This is a genomic window from Ruegeria sp. YKSF131, from assembly GCF_059612645.1.
On the sequence record NZ_JBXWQZ010000002.1, the window covers coordinates 80,435 to 99,978 of the forward strand.

Sequence of the window (19,544 nt, forward strand, 5' to 3'; positions counted from 1 at the left end):
AGGAACTGCATAGGGCACTTGCGGTTCTGACAAGCAAGTGGAGCAGCTGATGAACACGCAAAAACAAGCGGTCCTGGATGCCATTGATGCGGCCAACGCAAATGACCCCAATCGCGATGATGGCCGCCCCGAAGCGCAGCTTTACGGCGAGCGGATGAGCGCAGAGCTTGACCGACTGTTTCCGGGCGCGTCCGACGCCTTGCAGATTGCGGCGCGTGGTCAACATGTGGAGCGGTGGAAACTTGCCCGCAATGAATTCCCTGAAGGCCGGGCGGGTTATCTGGCCTGGCGCAAGGCGCAGGGTGTGCATCACGCGGATGTGGTGATGAGTTTGATGACCCAAGAAGGCTATGACGCCGAGCAGGCCGAAGCCGCGGGTCGCATGTTGCGCAAGCAAGGCATCAAACGCGATGCAGAGGTGCAGGCGCTGGAAGATGTGATCTGCTTTGTATTTCTGAAATGGTATTTCCAGCCCTTTGCGGCGAAACACTCAGCCGAGAAAATCCAAAGCATCGTTGAGAAGACTGCCCGCAAGATGTCGCCCGAGGGCCGCGCACGGGTTTTGTGCGAATTCGACCTGCCGGATCATCTGGCCGCAGCCTTTCAAGACTGAGAAAAGGGCCGCGCCGTTTCACCGACCGAATCATAAGTCTGAAGGATGGTCACGACAGGCCTACCCGACATATGCTCATGATCCACGAGTTTGGGTGACGCGGCCCCTGATGAGGGCCGCACGATACACTTCGATCATCCAGCCCAGCATAATAGCATTCAGGATATGCCACATGAAATGTGTCCCCACCGGCCATTGAGCACAGAGACGCATATCGAGGGCACGGAAGGCAATCGACAGGATCAGGATCAACGCCCCGATTTTCAGCCCTTTGGCCAGAATCGGATCACGGTCGCGCAACGCAACAGCATAGATCAGGATCAGCAAAGCGACCGGCGCATAAACCGCCGACCCTCCAAGCCCCGGAACCTGTTGGAAAAGTGGGACAGCAGCAGCCGCATAGGGAAGAAAAAGAAGCATTCCCCCGAACGCCAGCCCCAAAGGCATCCTCCAGATGTTTTTGTTCACCGCAAAGATATAGACCAAAATGAACGACAGTATGGGCGCGACATCCGCCAAAGCCGCCCATACCTGCGCATGCGTGTGAAACAGGTAACTGCCAAACCCGATGATCGCCAGAAGCGCCACCAGAACCTTGGCCAGCGGCATGTTCTGATTGCGCACGCGCCGCCACATGACCCATGCGCAAATCAGAAAAGCAGCGTTTGTGACCGCGTTAACGGGCTCGGCCCAGTAGGCCGGAGACAACCGCTCGCAATACCCGTCTATTTCACGAAACCAATCCATGGAAATTTACTTATCCGATGTTAGGCTGCCGCCAACAGAATGATTGGGAGGAAATAATTATGAACATTATCTGGTTGGGCCATGGAAGTTTCCGTATCGAAACCCAGGGACAGGTGCTGCTAATCGACCCCTGGCTGACCGGCAACCCGGTCTTGCCCGAGGAACAGCATGACGCCGCCGTTGATGGCGCCACCCACATCCTTCTGACCCATACACATTTTGACCATGTCGTCGACGTTCTGCCTTTGGCCAAACACCTGAAGATTCCGGTTGTGGGACAATATGACCTGATGGGGTACTGGGCCGAAGCCGAAAGCATCGAGACCATTGGTTTCAACAAGGGCGGTACGGTCAACCTGAACGGGGTCAAGGTAACAATGGTCCCGGCCTCTCACAGCTCGACATTTTCGACACCGGATGGCCTGCGCACGGGCGGCAGCGAGGTCGGCTTCATGATCAGTACCGAGGGCCGCATGGTCTATGTATCAGGTGACACGGATATCATGGCGGATATGGACTGGATGGGGGATTACTACAAACCCGATATCGGCATCCTGTCCACAGGTGGGCACTTCACCATGGATATGAAAGGCGCCGCCTATGCAGCCAAACGATACTTCAACTTCAAAACTGTGATCCCCTGCCACTACAAGACCTTCCCGATTCTTGAGCAATCCGCTCAGGCGCTGGCAGGTGCTTTGCCGGGTGTAGACGTCATCGAACCGCAGGTTATGCAGGCGATAAAGCTGTAGGGATGATATGACCAGCGACATTGTCCCTTCACCTGAACTGATCGCAGTTGTACGGCGATGGAATCAAGCCGTTCATGACAAGGATCGGGCTGTGCTGGTCAATATGTTGTCATCCTCGGAACACCTGCGGTATCAGGGCTCGGCGGATGAAGAGGCATGGTCCGGGCAGGTGTTTCGCCGTGGCTTCGCGGATCACACCAAGGAAATCCCGTACTATGACTGGCAGGAACATTCGCTGGAAGCTTTTGAATGTGGGGATGTGGGCTGGGCATTTTGCGAAGCGACGCTGACCTTTCATTCGAACGGCAATTCAGCCTGGCACCGCTTTACATTTGTACTGCATCTGGAAGACGGCGTCTGGAAAATGGTGCAGCTGCATGTGTCCAACCCAACCTCGAACATGGAAAAGATCGGCATCGAACATGCGGCGTTGAATGCACTGATCGAAGCCGCAAAGCAGGAGTTCACACAGGATCAGACCGAGGGAACCGCCTCGGTCATGTTCACTGACATTGTCGGGTCGTCAGATATCACCCGGCAATTGGGCGACAAGAAATGGGCCCAGCTTATTTCCGGTCATTTTGATCTGACTGAAAACCTCATCCACGCCCATCAGGGACGGCTGGTCAAATCCCTTGGGGACGGCACGATGTCGATCTTCCCAACGGTTCAGGATGCAATCCAGGCAGCAATCGAGCTGCAAAGTAAGAACGCGTTGGAAAATGCCGAAACACCTCTGGGTCTGCGGATTGGAATTCATACCGGCGACGTCATACAGAAAGATGAGGATTTCTTCGGGTCCGTCGTCAATAAGGCCGCGCGCGTGACAGACGTAAGTGGCCCGAACGAAATTCACGTCACCGACGTAACCAGATTGCTGGTCAGCCCGGCGGGCGGTCTGAAATTCAGCACGCCAAAATCGGTCTCACTGAAAGGGTTCGGCGGGCAGCAGACAGTGTATCGCCTGGACTGGAACTGACAGTAGCCGTCCTGTCAGGCCAGCCTCATTTTTCTTTTCGTTTTTCTGCGAAAAAATCCAGCAGCAGGGTTTCACATTCTTTGGCTGCTAAGCCGTCATAGACCTCGGGCTTGTGATGCGCTTGCGGGTGGGAAAAAACCCTCGCGCCATGGGCCACGCCGCCGGATTTGGGATCGGAAGCCCCGTAATAAACGCGCCGGATACGCGCGGCCGCCAGGGCCGCTGCGCACATGGCGCAGGGTTCCAGTGTGACATAGATATCATGTCCGGGCAGTCTTTCAGATCCAGCATGGGCACAGGCCGCGCGCAAAGCCAGGATTTCTGCATGCGCCGTTGGGTCGTTCGACTCACGCGTCCGGTTTCCTGCCACCGCCACAACAGAGCCGTCCGGCCCGACAATGACCGCGCCAACGGGCACTTCGCCGCGATCCGCTGCAGCGCGCGCCTCACTCAGTGCCTGTTCCATATGCGATTTGAACATCATGCCCCTGACTGCATCAGAAACCTGCCTTTCGCAAGCGCGCGGGATAGGGTATGGCCCAGACATGAACAAGACCCCTCCTCCCGGCGACCGGATCGCCAAAGTCCTGGCCCGCGCCGGCGTCGCGTCGCGGCGCGAGGCCGAACGCATGATCGAAGCTGGCCGCGTGGCCGTAAATGGCAAGGCCATCGACAGCCCCGCCCTGAACGTAACAGAAAAAGACAAGATCGTTGTCGACGGTAAACCGGTCTCGGAACCGGAACCCTCGCGCTTGTGGCTGTATCACAAGCCTGCTGGGCTGGTCACAACAACCCGCGACGAAAAAGGGCGCGATACGATTTTCGACAAGCTGCCCGAAGACATGCCGCGGGTGATGAGCGTTGGCCGGCTTGACCTGAATTCCGAAGGTCTGCTGCTGCTGACTAATGATGGTGCTATCAAGCGCAAGCTTGAACTGCCAGCGACCGGCTGGTTGCGCAAATACCGTGTGCGGGTAAACGGCCGCCCGAAAGACGAAGATTTCGAACCGCTGCGCAAAGGGCTGGTGATTGAGGGAGAGCGGTTCCAGCCGATGACCGTCACGCTGGATCGCCAGCAAGGGGCCAATGCCTGGCTGACCATCGGTCTGCGCGAAGGAAAGAACCGTGAAATCCGCCGCGCGATGGAAGATATCGGTTTTAATGTGAACCGTTTGTTGCGGGTTTCTTACGGACCGTTCCAATTGGGCAATCTGAAGCCGGGCGAAGTCGAAGAAATCCGCCGCCGCGTTATGCGCGATCAACTTGGCCTGGATTCGGATGCCAAACCCGAAGCGGCCCCCAAACGCCCGACGCGACCACAAAGAAAACGCCCGCCCATCGGCAAGAATCCCCGCAAGTGATGCAGGTTCGGCAACCTTCCCCCTAGCGCCAAGCATGCGTATCCCCTAAATTTTCTGTGATTGCTGCTATTTGGGGAGCGTGATGTCCGGAAGCGGAGTGCAAAAATTCGCCTACGCCGTATTGCTGGTGCTTTTGTTTGGCGTGTGCACAGGCGTGCTTGGGGGCTTGTAACGCATGGCAAAGCGATTTGGCGGCAAATACAGCCCTCAGGACAATGCGTCCGGTGACACTCTTCAGCCCCGTGGACAATTCGATGGCGCGCGGGTCGAACCTGCGGGTGCACGGGCCAATGTCCTGTTCATACCGGCGATCCCATTGGTATTTCTGTCGCTGAACGACGGCGCGATTGGCATGACCATTGGTCTGATCGCAGCTGGCCTGCTGACGGCAGCTGCGTTTTTGCTGCGCGAAGGTCTGCGGGCCGAAGCCGCGTTTAACGCCCGTAAAACCGCCCGCCGACCTTCTTTTCCGCGTAAAATCTTTGCCAGCCTTCTGACAGGTCTGGGTGCCGCTCTTGCGTCGTACCGGACCGAGTTTCTGAATGCGGAAACGGCATCACAAGTCAGCCTGCTTGCCCCCGTCTTGTTCGGCGCGGCAGCAACCGTGCTGCATTCGGCCTCCTTCGGGTTTGATCCGATGAAGGACAAAGGCATGGAAGGAATTGACACCTTTCAGCAAGATCGCGTTGCCCGGGTCGTTGAGGATGCGGAAAACCGTCTTTCCGAGATGACGGACGCCATCAAACGCGCGGGTGATCGCCGGATCGAAGCCCGTTTGGAACGGTTTCAGGACACTGCACGTGACCTTTTTCGAACGGTCGAGGAAGACCCCCGCGATCTGGCGGGCGCGCGAAAATACATGACGGTTTATCTACAGGGCGCGCGTGATGCGACGGTCAAGTTCGCCGATGTCTATGCCCGGACCCGCGATGCGCAGGCGATGACGGACTACGTCGCGCTGCTGGATGACCTAGAACAGAATTTCGCCGCGCGTACGCGCAAAATGCTATTGGATGACCGCAGTGATCTGACGGTCGAAATCGACGTGCTGCGCGAAAGACTGCAGCGCGAAGGCGTCCGGTTGGACTGACCGGCCATTATTTGAGCGAGGAACATCCCCATGTCCGATGAGATCAAGAACAAGGCGGCTCAGGCCGAAACACTGGTGCAGGAAGTCACCGCAGTTGCCCTGCCCGAACCAAAGGCCGAGGTTATCTCGCTTGAAGAAGCCGACGAACCAGTGAGTGCCGAGATCCGCAAGCGCATGGACGAGATCGACATGAGCAACACCAATTCGATTGTTGCTTTCGGATCTTCCGCTCAGGCCGAATTGCAGGAAATCAGTCAGGCCATGCTGGCGGATGTGCGCAACAAGGATGTAGGCCCCGCAGGCGACAGCCTGCGCAATATCGTGACCACGATCCGCGGGTTTTCGGTCAGTGAGCTGGACGTGCGCCGCGAGCGCAGCTGGTGGGAAAGGCTGCTGGGCAGGGCCGCGCCATTTGCGAAATTCACCGCTCAGTTTGAAGAAGTTCAGGGGCAAATCGACCGCATAACCGACGATCTTCTGGGGCATGAGCATACACTGCTCAAGGACATCAAATCGCTGGACCTGCTGTACGAAAAAACACTGGGCTTCTATGATGAACTGGCGCTGTACATCGCGGCGGGTGAAGAAAAGCTGACCGAATTGGACAGCCACGACATCCCCGAAAGGGAAGCTGCCGTTCAGGCCGCGCCAGAAGAAGAACAAGTGATGAAAGCGCAGGAACTGCGTGACATGCGCGCCGCGCGTGACGATTTGGAGCGCCGCGTGCACGATCTGAAACTGACCCGTCAGGTCACGATGCAGTCGCTGCCTTCGATTCGGCTGGTGCAGGAGAACGACAAGTCTCTGGTCACAAAGATCAACTCGACGCTGGTGAACACCGTGCCGCTGTGGGAAACGCAACTGGCACAGGCCGTTACCATTCAGCGCAGCGCCGAAGCTGCCGCCGCGGTGCGCGACGCCAACGATTTGACCAACGAGCTTTTGACTTCGAATGCTGCCAATCTGCGCCAGTCGAACAAGATGATCCGCGAGGAAATGGAACGCGGCGTGTTCGATATCGAAGCTGTCAAAAAGGCCAACGCAGACCTGATCGGCACTATCAACGAAAGCCTGGCCATTGCGGATGAAGGAAAAGCCAAACGTGCCGCGGCCGAGGCCGAGCTGCAGAAGATGGAGGCGGAACTGCGCGACACTCTGGCATCCGCCAAGGCGCGACGAGACGGGACCGGCGACAACGCCGGAACCGCTCTCCCCGGCTGAGGCTGAACTGGGCGTGCGGGATATTACATATCTGAAAAAGGCGCTGGGGATGGCGGCGGTTTTGGCTTTGGCCAATTGCGATGAAACACTGACTTCCTCGATTCCACCGCAAGCGCGCCCAGCGCCTGTTTCTGTTGCGGCGAATGCCTATGTACCGCCCTCTGCCGCAAGTCAGGATTTGGCGCGGTTTTACCAGCGTGTCGAACGCGACCTTCTGGTGCGGGGGTTATTGCGGACAGACGGGGGCGGCCCTGATACACCTTATGACGCCCAGGATCTGGCGCGAAATTTCGAAACGATTGCGTTCTACAGCGAATATCCGACCCAAAACGTTTCCATCGGTTCGCGCCAGACAGACGGGCAGCTCAGCCGGTGGTCGGGGCCGGTGCGCATCCAGACTGAGTTTGGGCCTTCCGTGCTGCCCGCCGTACGGCAACAAGATGCGGAACGGGTTCAATCCTTTGCGTCGCGCCTGGCGAGGCTGACGGATCATCCGATTTCCGTGGTCTCCCGAAACGCTAACTTCCACGTCTTCTTCGCGGGCAAGGACGACAGCGCCTATGTGGTGTCCCGACTGAAACAGCTGATCCCGAATATCAGTCAGGCTTCGCTTGATCTGGTCGCAAATCCGAGATCGAATTTCGATTGTTTTGTTTTTGCCTCGGCGACAACGGCCTCTCCGTATAAATATGTGCGCGCCGTTGCGTTGATCCGGGCCGAATTGACTGATCTGGTCCGTCGCAGCTGTATCCACGAAGAAATCGCACAGGGGCTGGGATTGTCGAACGATAGCCCGGCAGCACGCCCATCGATCTTCAATGATGATGACGAGTTTGCCCTGCTGACGAGCCATGACGAAAAACTGCTGACAATGCTTTATGACAAGCGGCTTGAGCCCGGCGTGACAGTCGATCAGGCCCGCCCCATCGTGCATGTCATTGCCCGGGAATTGATGGGGCAGCCGCTCTGACCCAAGGACAGGAGAACCCAAATGGGAATATTCGATTTTCTGACCGGAGAATTCATTGACGTCATCCATTGGGTTGACGACACTCGCGACACAATGGTCTGGCGGTTCGAGCGTGAAGGCCATGAAATCAAATACGGTGCCAAGCTGACGGTGCGGGAAGGTCAGGCGGCAGTATTTGTGCACGAGGGGCAGCTGGCGGATGTGTTCACGCCAGGTCTCTATATGCTTGAGACTAACAACATGCCGATCCTGACCACGTTACAGCACTGGGATCATGGCTTTCAGTCGCCGTTCAAGTCCGAGATCTACTTTGTCAACACGACCCGGTTCAACGACCTGAAATGGGGGACCAAGAACCCGATCATGCTGCGCGACCCCGAGTTTGGGCCGACCCGCATTCGTGCCTATGGCACCTATACCGTGCGCGTAAAAGACCCGGCCAGGTTCCTTGTGGAAATCGTTGGAACCGACGGCGAGTTCACCATGAACGAGATCAGCTTTCAGGTCCGCAACATCATCGTGCAAGAATTCAGCCGCGTGATTGCGGGATCTGGCATTCCCGTGTTGGACATGGCAGCAAACACGGCTGATCTGGGCAAACTGATCGCGGCCGAAGTTTCCCCGGTGCTGGAAGGCTATGGGTTGGAAATGCCAGAATTCTACATCGAGAATATTTCGCTTCCGCCAGCGGTCGAGGCCGCATTGGACAAGCGAACCTCGATGGGGTTGGCCGGAGATCTGGGTAAATTCACACAGTATTCCGCGGCGGAGGCGATGACGGCTGCGGCCAGCAACCCCAGCCAGGGCGGTGGCATGGGCGCAGGTCTTGGCATGGGAATGGGCATGGCAATGGCACAGCAGATGTCAAACATCGCAGCAGGCCAGCCAAGCGGCCCGTGGGGAGCGCCCGCCCCCTCTGCCCCGCGACCGGCAGCCCATGTGGCCCCGCCGCCGCCACCGGTCGAGCATGTTTGGCATATCGCCGTGGATGGGCAGACCAGCGGCCCGTTTTCCAAAGCCAGGATGGGCAGAATGGCCAGCGAGGGCGATCTGACGCGCGACACCTATGTCTGGACCGCGGGCCAGGACGGCTGGAAGAAGGCCGGAGACGTGCAGGAACTGGCGCAGTTGTTCACCATTCTGCCGCCACCGCCGCCGGGGGCCTGACCAAAACGCGACACTCCTCCATCTGTCCTGACACTATTGGGTAATGTATGACACACGCCCCTGACCTTGCAGAGCACCGCTTCCCCTGCCAGCAATGCGGCGCAGATTACCGGTTCAGCCCTGGCGATGGTACGCTGACATGTGATCATTGTGGTCATTCCGAACCCATCGGATCGGGTCCCTGGCAAGGTGCCAGCCTGCGCGAACTGGATTTTGACGCGGCCATTGCGGATCGTCTGCCTGACAGCGAGCTGGAACAGACCCGCGTTCTGTCCTGTCCGAACTGCGCGGCGCAGGTTGAATTCGACCCCAATACGCACGCTGCGGAATGCCCGTTCTGTGCCACGCCGGTGGTAACCAACACTGGTGTGAACCGGCATATCAAACCGAAGGGCGTTCTGCCTTTTGCTTTCGACGAGCGCGAGGCGCATAAGGCGATGAGCGATTGGCTGGGGCGGTTATGGTTCGCGCCAAACGGGTTGAAGGATTATGCCCGCAAGGGCCGCAAGATGCAGGGCATCTATGTGCCTTACTGGACCTTTGATGCCGACACCAAGTCCACCTACCGTGGTGAGCGCGGCGTGATTTATTATGAAACCCGCACCGTGATACGGGACGGTAAACGGGTTCAGCAACAGGTGCCAAAAGTGCGCTGGTCGCCCAAATCAGGTCGTGTTGCGCGGTTTTTTGATGACGTTCTGGTGCTGGCCTCGCAGTCGCTGCCCAAGGCTTACACTGACGCGTTACAGCCTTGGGATCTGCCGGCACTTGAACCTTACCAGCCAGAATACCTCGCCGGGTTTCGCGCCGAGGCGTATACGGTTGAACTCAATGAGGGCTATACCGAGGCCCGCGCGCATATGGCGCGCGTGATCGAACGGGATGTTCGCTTCGATATTGGGGGTGACAAGCAGCGTATCCACGCGGTGGACACCGAGGTGCGCAATGTCACATTCAAACATATTCTGCTGCCGATCTGGATGGCGGCTTACAAATATCGCGGGCAGACCTATCGATTTGTGGTGAACGGTCGAACTGGGCGGGTTCAGGGGGAACGTCCGTGGTCAGCCATCAAGATCACGATTGCCGTTGTTCTGGGCCTGCTTGTTGCCGGGGTTGTCGGGTATCTGGCAGCCAACGGGCAGCAATAGCAACTGCTTGTACATCTCGCGCGGCATGATCATCCTAAGGGTCGGAACATAACAACGAGGCGCCTGTGTCATTCGCAGAACTGAATAACCTTCTGGAGAAACGCCATTCCTGCCGGGCCTTCCTGCCCGACCTTGTACCAAAAGAGCAGATCGAACAAATCGTGGCCAGCGCGGCCCGGGTCCCAAGCTGGTGTAACGCGCAGCCGTGGCAATTGGTGATCACAAGCGGCGCAGAGACCGACAGGTTCCGCGCGGCGATGCAAAACGAAGCTGAAACAGGCGCACCGGCCCCCGATCTTCCGTTTCCCGCGTCATATTCAGGCGTCTATCAAGACCGCCGCCGCGCGTGCGGTTGGGCGCTTTATGAAGCAGTCGGTGTGGAACGCGGGGACCGGGCAGGATCGGCACGACAAATGATGCGCAATTTCGCTCTGTTCGATGCACCGCATTGCGCCATCGTCTCAAGCCCGGCGGAACTTGGGCCATATGGCGCAATGGATTGCGGAGGGTTTGTTACGGCTTTTTCGTTGGCAGCGCAGGCGTTGGGAGTGGCAACCATTCCTCAGGCCGCATTAGCCGCGTATGGCCCTTTCCTGCACAGATATTTTCGGATCCCGGAAGACCGCCTGATCCTGTGCGCGATTTCCTTTGGGTATTCGGACAGAAAGCACCCCGCAAATAACTTTCGCACAGATCGTGCCGCGCTGGGTGACTTTGTCGACTGGCGCGGCTAAACCATCGCTCAGGCAAGATAATCGCCAAGAGGGGGGAACCACGTGCGCGCTTTGCTGCAAAGAGTTTCGCAAGCCAAAGTATCGGTCGATGGCAACGTCATTGGCGTATCCGGTCCGGGGCTTTTGATTCTTGTCTGCGCCATGCAGGGGGACGATGAGGCTCAGGCTGAAAAACTGGCCCGGAAAACCGCCAGACTCAGGATCTTCAAGGACGACGCGGGCAAGATGAACCGCTCGCTTCTGGATGTAAAAGGGTCAGCCTTGGTGATCAGCCAGTTTACATTGGCGGCAGATACAACAAGCGGTAACAGGCCGGGGTTTTCAACTGCAGCACCGCCCGAACTGGGCGAGCATCTGTATAACACCTTCGCAAACTACCTTGCTGCGCAAGGTGTAGCGGTGGAAACTGGACAATTCGGGGCCGACATGGCCGTTGAACTTGTCAACGACGGACCGGTCACAATCTGGGTGGAGACTTGATGGATACTGAAAAGCAAGCCGTTCAACTTTGGCGCGCCGGAGTTGAGGCCGTTGACGGATACACCGCCACCGAGGCCGCCCTGCACGACATCCCGAAACCGGATCGTATTCTGGCCGTTGGCAAGCCTGCCGCCGCCATGGCACGGGCGGCGTTGGAGCAGTTCGGCGCGGTGCCCACGCTTGTCGTGACCAAGGACGATCACGGTCGGGACTTGCCTGACACTGTCGAGGTGATCGAAGCCTCGCACCCGGTTCCGGACAACCGCAGCCTTGCAGGCGGGCGCGCTCTGCGTGCTGCGCTGGAGCAGATGGAACCCGGATCACATGTGCTGCTTCTGGTGTCGGGTGGCGCGTCTTCGTTGGCCGAGGACCTTTTGCCCGGAAAATCGCTGAGCGATCTTGAAGCGTTGAACCGCAAGTTACTGTCAGAGGGAATGGACATCGGCGCTATGAACGCTGAGCGGCGCAAACTGTCCCGCATCAAAGGCGGGGGGTTGCTGTCGCACTTTGCGGGCGCGCGCGCGACCGTTCTGGCCATCTCGGACGTACCGGGCGACGACCTCAATGTCATTGGATCGGGTGTCGGCGCTTTGCCTTCCAGCCACACATTTGAGGCCGTCACGCGGATCGTGGCCTCGAACGCCCATGCCCGCAGTGCGGTTGTACAAGCCGCCGAAGCGGCTGGGCTAAAGGTTTGGGCCGATGAAGAGGCGCTGCATGACGACTATCTGAAGGTTGCCGCACATCTCGGCCAACTGCTGCGCGGCATGGAAAAGGGCGTGATGGTCTTCGGCGGAGAGCCGACAGTGGTCTTGCCCGATCACCCTGGGCGCGGTGGGCGAAACCAGGCGCTGGCACTTGCACTGGCGCAGGAGATTGCCGGGCAGCCAAACCTGACAGTTGTTGTCGGCGGCACGGACGGCACAGACGGGCCGACCAATGCGGCAGGGGGAATCATTACCGGCGCAACATGGAGCGCAAGCGGGATAACCGCCCTTCGAAATGCTGACAGCGGATCGTTTCTGGAAAAAGCCCAAGCCTTGCTGACAACCGGGCCAACCGGCACCAATGTCATGGACCTGGTTGTCGCAATACGTGGATGAATTGACGCATATCGCACCGCGCCGTACCGCAAAGGCTCGGAAACTGGCCTGAAACAGAATTGTATCATAGTATTCTTGTGGAAAGGGCATCGCGCCAAACAAGGTTACTTGCGATTCGGCCTTCGGCATCTAGGAGAAATACCCTTGCCCGGTCCGCCGAAATAAGCCAACGTTGACTCATGCGTCAACAAAAACCCGAAAAGGGTTAAAACCACTCGATAGGGAGAATAATCGATGAACGAACAAATCACGCATATGGCCGGTCAGGTCACAGCCGGAAAAATGACCCGCCGCGAATTCATGGGGAAAGCCGCGGCTCTGGGTGTTTCGGCTGCGATGGCCAGCACAATGTTCGCGGACGCCGCTCGGGCTGCTGGGCCGAAAAAGGGCGGTGATTTGAAATTTGGTCTTCAGGGTGGTGAATCCACTAACTCTCTGGACCCAGCGACCTACGCAAGCTCGGTTCCCTTCCAGAACGGCAAACAGTTTGGTGACCAGCTTGTTGAAGTTGCACCAGACGGCTCGATCGAGCCGCGTCTGGCGGAAAGCGTTGAAGGCAGCGCCGACGCTAAGGTTTGGACTTTCAAGCTGCGTCAGGGTGTCGAATTCCACAACGGCAAGACTATGACCAGCGAAGACGTGCTGAAAACCATGCAGCGCCACTCGAACGAAGACTCCAAGTCCGGTGCCCTGGGCATCATGAAGGGCATTGAGTCAATGAAAGCTGACGGCGACAACTTCCAGGTCACCCTGACCGAGCCAAACGCCGACCTGCCCTATCTGATGGCCGATTACCACCTGATCATTCAGCCTGATGGCGGTATGGATAATCCGGGGGCAGGTATCGGGACTGGACCGTACAAATTGGAAGTTGACGAACCCGGTGTGCGTCACTTGTTTACAAAGAACGAAAACCACTGGAACAGCGATTACGGCAATTTCGACAGTGTCGAAGTCATCGTCATCAACGACGCAACTGCGCGTACCGCTGCCCTGCAATCCGGACAGGTCCACGCGGTCAACCGCGTGGAACCCAAAGTTGCCGACCTGTTGGGCCGCGCACCCAACCTGACCGTACATTCTACCGCTGGTCGCGGTCACTATGTCTTCATCATGCATTGCGACACGGCACCGTTTGATAACAATGAACTGCGCACCGCGCTGAAATACGCCATCAATCGGGCTGACCTGGTAGACAAGGTTCTGCGAGGCTACGGTTCGATCGGTAATGATATGCCGATCAACGCGGCCTACCCACTGTTTGACGAAACAATCGAGCAGCGCGAGTTCAGTGTCGAAAAGGCGGCCGAGCACTACAAAAAGTCTGGCCATGATGGCTCGCCGATTATCCTGCGTGTTGCAGATGGTGCCTTCCCAGGTGCTGTCGACGCCGCAGCTCTGTTCCAGCAGACGGCCGCTCAGGCTGGTATCCCGCTGGAAATCAAACGTGAGCCCAACGATGGCTACTGGTCCGAAGTCTGGAACGTCCAGCCCTTCTGTGCGTCGTACTGGGGTGGTCGCCCTGTACAAGACCAGATGTATACTACCGCTTACCTGTCAACTGCGGATTGGAACGACACTCGTTTCAAAGTTCAGGCCTTTGACGATCTGTTGTTTTCGGCGCGTGCAGAACTGGATGCAGAAAAGCGCAAAGGCATCTATAGCCAGATGGGCCGTTTGGTCCGCGACGAAGGCGGCTTGATCTGCCCGATGTTCAACAACTTTGTTGAAGGCGTCAGTAATCAGCTGGATGGTTGGGAATCAGATCCGAACCAAGAGATGATGAACGGCAATATGTCCCGCAAAATGTGGTTCGTCTAAAACGGGCCACGGATCATGCATCCTATCATCAAACTGGTTTCCCAGCGCCTCGCGCTGGGACTCCTATTGCTGTTTGGCGCTTCGGCCCTGATTTTTGGCCTGACCGAAGCCCTTCCCGGAGACGCAGCGCAAGCCGTCCTGGGGCAGTCCGCAACTCCAGAGGCCCTTGCAAACCTGCGCGAAGAAATGGGCCTGAACCGGCCTGCCCTGACCCGCTATTTCGAGTGGCTGGGCGGTATCGTTCAGGGTGATCTGGGTCAGTCCCTGACCAACAAGCTCGACATTGCGGAAAGCATTGGCAAACGGTTGGGCAACACATTGTTTCTGGCATGCGCCGCGGCCGTGGTTTCGGTTCCGCTTGCCATCTTCCTTGGCTTGCTGGCAGTCCGCTACCGCAACCGCTGGCCGGACAAGCTGATCTCAGCTGTCACGCTTACGACAGTGTCAATACCAGAGTTTCTGATCGGCTACGTGGTGATCTACTATGTTTCGGTAAAGCTGGGCTGGTTTTCCTCGCTTGCGATGATCAATGACTCGATGTCATTCGGGCAAAAACTCAATGCGATCGCATTGCCCGCTTTCGTGCTGACGCTGGTGGTCTTGGCGCAGATGATGCGCATGACCCGCGCGGCGATCCTCAACCTGATGCAGTCGGCCTATATCGAAACAGCGGAACTGAAGGGGTTGTCAAACTTTCAGGTCATTGCGCGACACGCCTTTCCGAACGCGATCTCACCCATTGTAAACGTGGTGATGCTGAACCTGGCCTATCTGGTCGTGGGCGTTGTCGTGGTCGAAGTGGTGTTCGTTTATCCCGGCATGGGACAATACCTGGTGGACTCGGTAACCAAGCGTGACGTGCCGGTCGTGCTGGCGTGTGGTGTGGTCTTTGCCGCCGTCTATATCGGGCTGAACATGGTGGCCGATATCGTGTCGATCCTGGCCAACCCAAGACTGAGGCATCCGAAATGATGAAGAATATTCCAATTTCGGCGATGATCGGTCTGTTTTTCACAGGTCTCTATTTCTTTGTCGCCTTAGCCGCGCCTTGGATTGCGCCCTACGGCATGGCCGAAGTGGTTGGCGATGTGTGGGAGCCATCAAGCGCCGAACACCTGTTGGGCACCGACAATATCGGTCGGGATCTGCTGACACGCATGATCTACGGCGGGCGTACGACGATCTTCATTGCGGCTGCGGCTACGATCCTCAGCTTTGCGACCGGCACGTCGCTGGGTTTGCTGGCTGCGGTTCTGGGCGGTTGGGCCGATCAGGTGCTCAGCCGGGCAGTTGATCTGGTCATGTCGATCCCGACCCTGATCCTGGCACTGGTCATTCTGGCCATTGTCCCGGTGACGGTCCCGATCCTGATCCTGGTGATGGGTCTTCTGGACGCGACACGCCCGTATCGCCTGTCGCGGTCGGTTGCCGTCGACATCAACGTGATGGATTATGTCGAGGCCGCCAAGTTGCGCGGCGAAGGCCGTGCCTGGATCATCTTCCGTGAAATCCTGCCAAACGCCCTGTCACCTCTGGTGGCCGAGTTTGGGCTGCGGTTCATCTTTATGGTCCTCTTCATCTCGACCCTTTCGTTTCTGGGGCTGGGCGTTCAGCCACCGCTGGCCGACTGGGGCGGCATCGTGAAGGAAAACAAGGACGGCATCGTTTATGGCATCGGCGCAGCTTTGTACCCAGCTGTGGCCATCGCGACGCTGGCGATCTCGGTCAACCTTGTCGCTGACTGGGTCCTGAACAGAACCACATCGCTGAAAGGAGGCCGGGGATGAGTGATACCCTTCTCAAGGTCCGTGACCTCAAGATCGGTGCAACGGTCTATCCACCGGGTGAAAAACCCCATGACATCGAAATCGTGCACGGGGTCAGTTTTGACCTCGAACGCGGCAAGGTGCTGGGCCTGATCGGAGAATCCGGTGCCGGTAAGTCCACCATCGGCCTCGCTTCTATGGCCTATGGCCGGGGCGGTGTTGAAATTACCGGCGGCGAGGTTTGGGTAAATGGGCGCGATATCCTGAAATCGTCGCATGGCGAAATCCGCAATCTGCGCGGGGGTGAGGTTGCGTATGTGTCGCAATCCGCAGCCGCGTCGTTCAACCCGGCCAAGAAGATCATGGATCAGGTTGTCGAAGCTGCGGTCGAGCACAAGAAATTTTCGCGAAAAGAGGCCGAAGGCCGCGCGCGGGAACTGTTCGCCAAACTAGGCCTACCCGACCCGGATAATATCGGTGAACGCTACCCGCACCAGGTTTCAGGCGGACAGTTGCAGAGATGCATGACGGCGCTGGCGCTGTGCCCTGAACCCGATCTGGTGGTGTTCGATGAACCCACCACGGCTCTGGATGTGACCACGCAAATCGACGTGCTGATGGCGATCAAAGAAGCCATTCGCGATACCGGTGTTGCTGCTCTCTACATCACGCACGACCTTGCGGTCGTGGCGCAAGTCAGCGACGAAATCATGGTTTTGCGGATGGGGAATACGGTCGAATATGGGTCAACCGATCAGATCATCAACAACCCGCAGGAAGAGTACACGCAGGCTCTGGTCTCGGTCCGTTCGATCGAGCACGAGGAAAAACAGCCCACAGCGGAACCGCTGCTGAGCGTTGACGGTATCACCGCGCGCTACAAGGGGTTGAATTTCGACGTGCTGCACAACGTCAATGTCGAGCTTCATCCGGGTCAGACGCTGGCGGTTGTGGGTGAATCCGGGTCGGGTAAATCGACACTTGCCCGAGTGATCACCGGCCTGCTGCCGCCGCGCGATGGCGAGATTACGTTTGCCGGACGCAAGCTTTCGCCTGACCTTGCCGGACGATCCCGCGAGGACCTGCGCGAGTTGCAGATGATCTATCAGATGGCTGACGTGGCAATGAACCCGCGCCAGACAGTGGGTACGATCATCGGACGCCCGCTGGAGTTCTACTTCAACATGCGCGGTGCCGAAAAGCGCAAACGGGTCGTCGAACTGCTGGACGAGATCGAGTTGGGCGAGAAGTTCATCGACCGTTATCCGGCCGAGTTGTCCGGTGGCCAAAAGCAACGCGTCTGCATCGCGCGGTCACTGGCAGCCAAGCCCAAGATGATCATCTGTGACGAAGTGACATCGGCGCTCGACCCGCTTGTAGCGGACGGTATCCTCAAACTGCTGCTGGATTTGCAGAAGATCGAGGATGTGGCCTATCTGTTCATCACCCACGATCTGGCGACGGTTCGGGCGATCAGCGACAGCATCGCGGTGATGTATCAGGGACGCGTGGCCCGTTATGGTCCAAAGAGTCAGGTGCTCAGCCCGCCATTCGACGACTATACAGACCTTCTGCTGAGCTCGGTGCCCGAGATGCATCTGGGCTGGCTGGAAGAGGTCGTTGCCCATCGCAAAATGGAAAGTGCGGGGAACTGATCTCTGCGCCTGTAACATCACTTTGAAGAAATGGATTCCCGGCGTTTTGCACCTTGGCTGACGTCGGGAATTTATTATTTGGGACGCGATTTGGCAGGCGCGTGGTTTCAACTCGCGTATCGTCCGCATGAAATACTCAGATCAAAGGGCCAAGCCATGGACCGTAAACTACTATTGATCATTCTGGACGGAGTACCATACCGGAATTTCCGCCGCCTGTTCGGCAACCTCGAAGGCTGGGTCGACAGCGGCGAAGCTCGGGTGTGGAAGCACCGCGCAGTGCTGCCTTCAACTTCGGCCAGTTGCTATGCATCGATCCATACGGGCGTAACGCCGCAAGAACACGGCTGCACCGGAAACGGCAACGTCTTTCGCCTGAGCCATAAGGATGTCTTTAGCCAGGTACGTGAGGCCGGCGGCGTGACTGGGGCTGTCACACACAGTTTTTGGTCGCAGTTCTTCAACCGTCACCCGTTCGACTATGTCCGCGACGTCGAATATGACGAGCCAGAGAGCCAGACCATCAATCACGGTCGCTTTCACAGCATGACCGGCTACGGCAAAGACAACCAGATGACCCCGTCCGACGTCGATCTATTTGCCACCTTGACCAATCTGTGTCTGCGCTTTGGGCTGGACTATGGCATCCTGCACACCTGTACACTGGACAGCATGGGTCACCGTTTCTATCACGACTGCGAAGAAATGGATCATGCCTGCTTTGTTGCAGACGAGATGCTGGCCCCGTTCATCCCTCGCTGGCGCCAATTGGGGTATGAGGTGATCGTCACCGCCGATCATGGCCAAGACGAGCGCGGACACCACGGAGGGCGCAGCCCCCTGCAACAGGAAACCGCGCTGTATTACTTCGGCGATGCCGACGGGCCTGACGTAGAAACCGTAATCGACCAGATCCAATTGGCCCCGACCATTCTGAGCCGATTGGGTGCGCCCCTCGCAGACACGATGAGGGCTAAGCCGTTCCTGATGTAACTGACTCACTTCAGTCGTAGGGCCAGATCTCTTGCCCCAGTGCTTCGATAGCGACCGAGATCCGTTCGAAGCTGTCTGCTGCGCGCTTTACCGAGGTTCGCGCACGTAGGTACCCATGAACAAGGCCAAGTTCGTTGATCCAATGGGCCTGACCACCAGCCGCGCTTATCCGCTCGCAATAGACCTTCCCGTCATCGCGGAGCGGGTCACAGTCAGCGGTAATCACAACAGTTGGCGGCAGTTTCGAAAAATCATTTTCCTGTAGCGGCGCATAAGTCGGATCGCCTTGCGGCTGGGCGCCTGTGTATCGGACGGTTTCATAGAATTTGATGTCGTCCAGTGTCAGTAAAGGAGCATGGGCGTGCTCAAGATATGAGCCGCGCGATTGATCTCCGCCAAGGCCGGGATAGATCAGGACTTGCCCCAGAATATTGTCCAGCCGCCCGCGCGCATGGTGGGCAATAGCTGCTGACAAATTTCCTCCCGCGCTGTCCCCGGCCAGAACCAGCGGATCGCCATACTCGACCGCCGCCCATTTCACAGCTGTCCAGCAATCCTGGAACTGCGCTGGATGCACATGTTCAGGACACAGCCTGTAGTCGACTGAAACGACGCGGTATCCCGTCTGCGCACAAAACTCGGCACAGACATCATCGTGGCTGTCCAACCCGCCAACGACAAAGCCACCACCATGAAAATACACAACCGTTCGGGTCGGATGCCCGGCGGTATAATGGCGGACCGGCACGCCATCGGCGTACAGGTCCTGGGTTTCGACACCGGCAGGGCGCGGTTGGCGAAACTGCTTGCACATCGTGTCATAGACCCGACGCTGGTCCTCGATGGACAAATCGACCGCATCATCCGGATAGCTTTCGGCCGTGCGGCGTATGAACGCCCAGGTTTCTTCGTCGATCAGGCGTTCATAGTCCATTGTTCCT

20 protein-coding genes are annotated in these 19,544 nt (G+C 57.8%); 17 read left to right on the plus strand and 3 right to left on the minus strand.

The window, feature by feature from the left end; translation table 11 throughout:
• Positions 1 to 49 precede the first annotated feature (49 nt).
• Complete coding sequence (locus tag AC2FLZ_RS01320; protein ID WP_480493731.1) at positions 50 to 613, plus strand: DUF4202 domain-containing protein; 564 nt, start codon at positions 50 to 52, stop codon at positions 611 to 613.
• A 75-nt stretch (positions 614 to 688) separates the two neighbouring features.
• Here AC2FLZ_RS01320 and AC2FLZ_RS01325 read toward each other — a convergent pair whose 3' ends face one another.
• Positions 689 to 1,360 (minus strand): ceramidase domain-containing protein, encoded by a 672-nt coding sequence (locus AC2FLZ_RS01325; RefSeq protein WP_496821685.1) that lies wholly within the window; start codon positions 1,358 to 1,360, stop codon positions 689 to 691.
• A gap of 59 nt (positions 1,361 to 1,419) precedes the next feature.
• On the opposite strand from AC2FLZ_RS01325, the gene AC2FLZ_RS01330 reads away from it, so the two are divergent.
• Positions 1,420 to 2,112, plus strand: a complete 693-nt coding sequence (locus AC2FLZ_RS01330; protein ID WP_496881628.1) for a metal-dependent hydrolase — start codon at positions 1,420 to 1,422, stop codon at positions 2,110 to 2,112.
• A 7-nt stretch (positions 2,113 to 2,119) separates the two neighbouring features.
• Positions 2,120 to 3,091: an adenylate/guanylate cyclase domain-containing protein gene (locus AC2FLZ_RS01335; protein ID WP_496881629.1), complete on the plus strand. Its 972-nt coding sequence runs from the start codon at positions 2,120 to 2,122 to the stop codon at positions 3,089 to 3,091.
• Positions 3,092 to 3,116: 25 nt separating this feature from the next.
• Here AC2FLZ_RS01335 and AC2FLZ_RS01340 read toward each other — a convergent pair whose 3' ends face one another.
• A complete protein-coding gene (locus AC2FLZ_RS01340; RefSeq protein ID WP_480493855.1) occupies positions 3,117 to 3,575 on the minus strand; it encodes a nucleoside deaminase in 459 nt (152 codons plus the stop codon).
• Between the two features lie 61 nt (positions 3,576 to 3,636).
• Here AC2FLZ_RS01340 and AC2FLZ_RS01345 point away from each other — a divergent pair, with 61 nt between their 5' ends.
• The 14 genes from AC2FLZ_RS01345 (at position 3,637) to AC2FLZ_RS01410 (ending at position 18,603) form a co-directional block, all read left to right on the plus strand.
• A complete protein-coding gene (locus AC2FLZ_RS01345; RefSeq protein ID WP_480475739.1) occupies positions 3,637 to 4,452 on the plus strand; it encodes a pseudouridine synthase in 816 nt (271 codons plus the stop codon).
• Between the two features lie 175 nt (positions 4,453 to 4,627).
• Positions 4,628 to 5,542: a 5-bromo-4-chloroindolyl phosphate hydrolysis family protein gene (locus tag AC2FLZ_RS01350; RefSeq protein WP_496881630.1), complete on the plus strand. Its 915-nt coding sequence runs from the start codon at positions 4,628 to 4,630 to the stop codon at positions 5,540 to 5,542.
• A gap of 30 nt (positions 5,543 to 5,572) precedes the next feature.
• A complete protein-coding gene (locus tag AC2FLZ_RS01355; RefSeq protein WP_496714880.1) occupies positions 5,573 to 6,763 on the plus strand; it encodes a toxic anion resistance protein in 1,191 nt (396 codons plus the stop codon).
• A 49-nt stretch (positions 6,764 to 6,812) separates the two neighbouring features.
• Positions 6,813 to 7,733, plus strand: a complete 921-nt coding sequence (locus tag AC2FLZ_RS01360; protein ID WP_480476918.1) for a DUF2927 domain-containing protein — start codon at positions 6,813 to 6,815, stop codon at positions 7,731 to 7,733.
• Positions 7,734 to 7,754: 21 nt separating this feature from the next.
• Positions 7,755 to 8,900: an SPFH domain-containing protein gene (locus AC2FLZ_RS01365; protein WP_480516152.1), complete on the plus strand. Its 1,146-nt coding sequence runs from the start codon at positions 7,755 to 7,757 to the stop codon at positions 8,898 to 8,900.
• 47 nt (positions 8,901 to 8,947) lie between these two features.
• Complete coding sequence (locus AC2FLZ_RS01370; RefSeq protein WP_496881631.1) at positions 8,948 to 10,051, plus strand: TFIIB-type zinc finger domain-containing protein; 1,104 nt, start codon at positions 8,948 to 8,950, stop codon at positions 10,049 to 10,051.
• 65 nt (positions 10,052 to 10,116) lie between these two features.
• Positions 10,117 to 10,785 carry a nitroreductase gene (locus AC2FLZ_RS01375; protein ID WP_496881632.1) on the plus strand — a complete coding sequence of 223 codons (669 nt, stop codon included), beginning with the start codon at positions 10,117 to 10,119 and terminating at the stop codon, positions 10,783 to 10,785.
• A gap of 42 nt (positions 10,786 to 10,827) precedes the next feature.
• Positions 10,828 to 11,265 carry a D-aminoacyl-tRNA deacylase gene (gene dtd, locus AC2FLZ_RS01380; protein WP_496809095.1) on the plus strand — a complete coding sequence of 146 codons (438 nt, stop codon included), beginning with the start codon at positions 10,828 to 10,830 and terminating at the stop codon, positions 11,263 to 11,265.
• The gene (locus AC2FLZ_RS01385) at positions 11,265 to 12,368 is read left to right on the plus strand and encodes a glycerate kinase type-2 family protein (RefSeq protein ID WP_496881633.1); all 1,104 of its coding nucleotides are present in this window, start codon (positions 11,265 to 11,267) and stop codon (positions 12,366 to 12,368) included. The genes dtd and AC2FLZ_RS01385 overlap by 1 nt, the downstream gene beginning before the upstream one ends.
• Positions 12,369 to 12,602: 234 nt before the next feature.
• On the plus strand, positions 12,603 to 14,189 hold the full coding sequence (locus tag AC2FLZ_RS01390) for an ABC transporter substrate-binding protein (RefSeq protein WP_480516142.1): 1,587 nt from the start codon (positions 12,603 to 12,605) through the stop codon (positions 14,187 to 14,189).
• Between the two features lie 15 nt (positions 14,190 to 14,204).
• Positions 14,205 to 15,161: an ABC transporter permease gene (locus tag AC2FLZ_RS01395; RefSeq protein ID WP_480516140.1), complete on the plus strand. Its 957-nt coding sequence runs from the start codon at positions 14,205 to 14,207 to the stop codon at positions 15,159 to 15,161.
• Positions 15,161 to 15,976 (plus strand): ABC transporter permease, encoded by an 816-nt coding sequence (locus tag AC2FLZ_RS01400; protein ID WP_496881634.1) that lies wholly within the window; start codon positions 15,161 to 15,163, stop codon positions 15,974 to 15,976. Before AC2FLZ_RS01395 ends, AC2FLZ_RS01400 begins: the two co-directional genes overlap by 1 nt.
• Positions 15,973 to 17,610: an ABC transporter ATP-binding protein gene (locus AC2FLZ_RS01405; RefSeq protein WP_480554016.1), complete on the plus strand. Its 1,638-nt coding sequence runs from the start codon at positions 15,973 to 15,975 to the stop codon at positions 17,608 to 17,610. Before AC2FLZ_RS01400 ends, AC2FLZ_RS01405 begins: the two co-directional genes overlap by 4 nt.
• 156 nt (positions 17,611 to 17,766) lie before the next feature.
• A complete protein-coding gene (locus AC2FLZ_RS01410) occupies positions 17,767 to 18,603 on the plus strand; it encodes an alkaline phosphatase family protein (protein ID WP_480475716.1) in 837 nt (278 codons plus the stop codon).
• Between the two features lie 10 nt (positions 18,604 to 18,613).
• Here the strand turns inward: AC2FLZ_RS01410 and AC2FLZ_RS01415 are convergent, their stop codons facing one another.
• Positions 18,614 to 19,537 carry an alpha/beta hydrolase gene (locus tag AC2FLZ_RS01415; protein ID WP_496809093.1) on the minus strand — a complete coding sequence of 308 codons (924 nt, stop codon included), beginning with the start codon at positions 19,535 to 19,537 and terminating at the stop codon, positions 18,614 to 18,616.
• Positions 19,538 to 19,544: the final 7 nt, after the last annotated feature.

Coding starts and splice junctions, on each gene's coding strand:
- AC2FLZ_RS01385 (WP_496881633.1), top strand. CDS start 11,265: ATGGATACTGAAAAGCAAGCCGTTCAACTTTGGCGCGCCGGAGTTGAG.
- AC2FLZ_RS01395 (WP_480516140.1), top strand. CDS start 14,205: ATGCATCCTATCATCAAACTGGTTTCCCAGCGCCTCGCGCTGGGACTC.
- AC2FLZ_RS01390 (WP_480516142.1), top strand. CDS start 12,603: ATGAACGAACAAATCACGCATATGGCCGGTCAGGTCACAGCCGGAAAA.
- AC2FLZ_RS01400 (WP_496881634.1), top strand. CDS start 15,161: ATGAAGAATATTCCAATTTCGGCGATGATCGGTCTGTTTTTCACAGGT.
- AC2FLZ_RS01410 (WP_480475716.1), top strand. CDS start 17,767: ATGGACCGTAAACTACTATTGATCATTCTGGACGGAGTACCATACCGG.
- AC2FLZ_RS01365 (WP_480516152.1), top strand. CDS start 7,755: ATGGGAATATTCGATTTTCTGACCGGAGAATTCATTGACGTCATCCAT.
- AC2FLZ_RS01360 (WP_480476918.1), top strand. CDS start 6,813: ATGGCGGCGGTTTTGGCTTTGGCCAATTGCGATGAAACACTGACTTCC.
- AC2FLZ_RS01320 (WP_480493731.1), top strand. CDS start 50: ATGAACACGCAAAAACAAGCGGTCCTGGATGCCATTGATGCGGCCAAC.
- AC2FLZ_RS01345 (WP_480475739.1), top strand. CDS start 3,637: ATGAACAAGACCCCTCCTCCCGGCGACCGGATCGCCAAAGTCCTGGCC.
- AC2FLZ_RS01340 (WP_480493855.1), bottom strand. CDS start 3,575: ATGATGTTCAAATCGCATATGGAACAGGCACTGAGTGAGGCGCGCGCT.
- AC2FLZ_RS01335 (WP_496881629.1), top strand. CDS start 2,120: ATGACCAGCGACATTGTCCCTTCACCTGAACTGATCGCAGTTGTACGG.
- AC2FLZ_RS01405 (WP_480554016.1), top strand. CDS start 15,973: ATGAGTGATACCCTTCTCAAGGTCCGTGACCTCAAGATCGGTGCAACG.
- AC2FLZ_RS01325 (WP_496821685.1), bottom strand. CDS start 1,360: ATGGATTGGTTTCGTGAAATAGACGGGTATTGCGAGCGGTTGTCTCCG.
- AC2FLZ_RS01415 (WP_496809093.1), bottom strand. CDS start 19,537: ATGGACTATGAACGCCTGATCGACGAAGAAACCTGGGCGTTCATACGC.
- AC2FLZ_RS01330 (WP_496881628.1), top strand. CDS start 1,420: ATGAACATTATCTGGTTGGGCCATGGAAGTTTCCGTATCGAAACCCAG.
- AC2FLZ_RS01350 (WP_496881630.1), top strand. CDS start 4,628: ATGGCAAAGCGATTTGGCGGCAAATACAGCCCTCAGGACAATGCGTCC.
- AC2FLZ_RS01370 (WP_496881631.1), top strand. CDS start 8,948: ATGACACACGCCCCTGACCTTGCAGAGCACCGCTTCCCCTGCCAGCAA.
- AC2FLZ_RS01355 (WP_496714880.1), top strand. CDS start 5,573: ATGTCCGATGAGATCAAGAACAAGGCGGCTCAGGCCGAAACACTGGTG.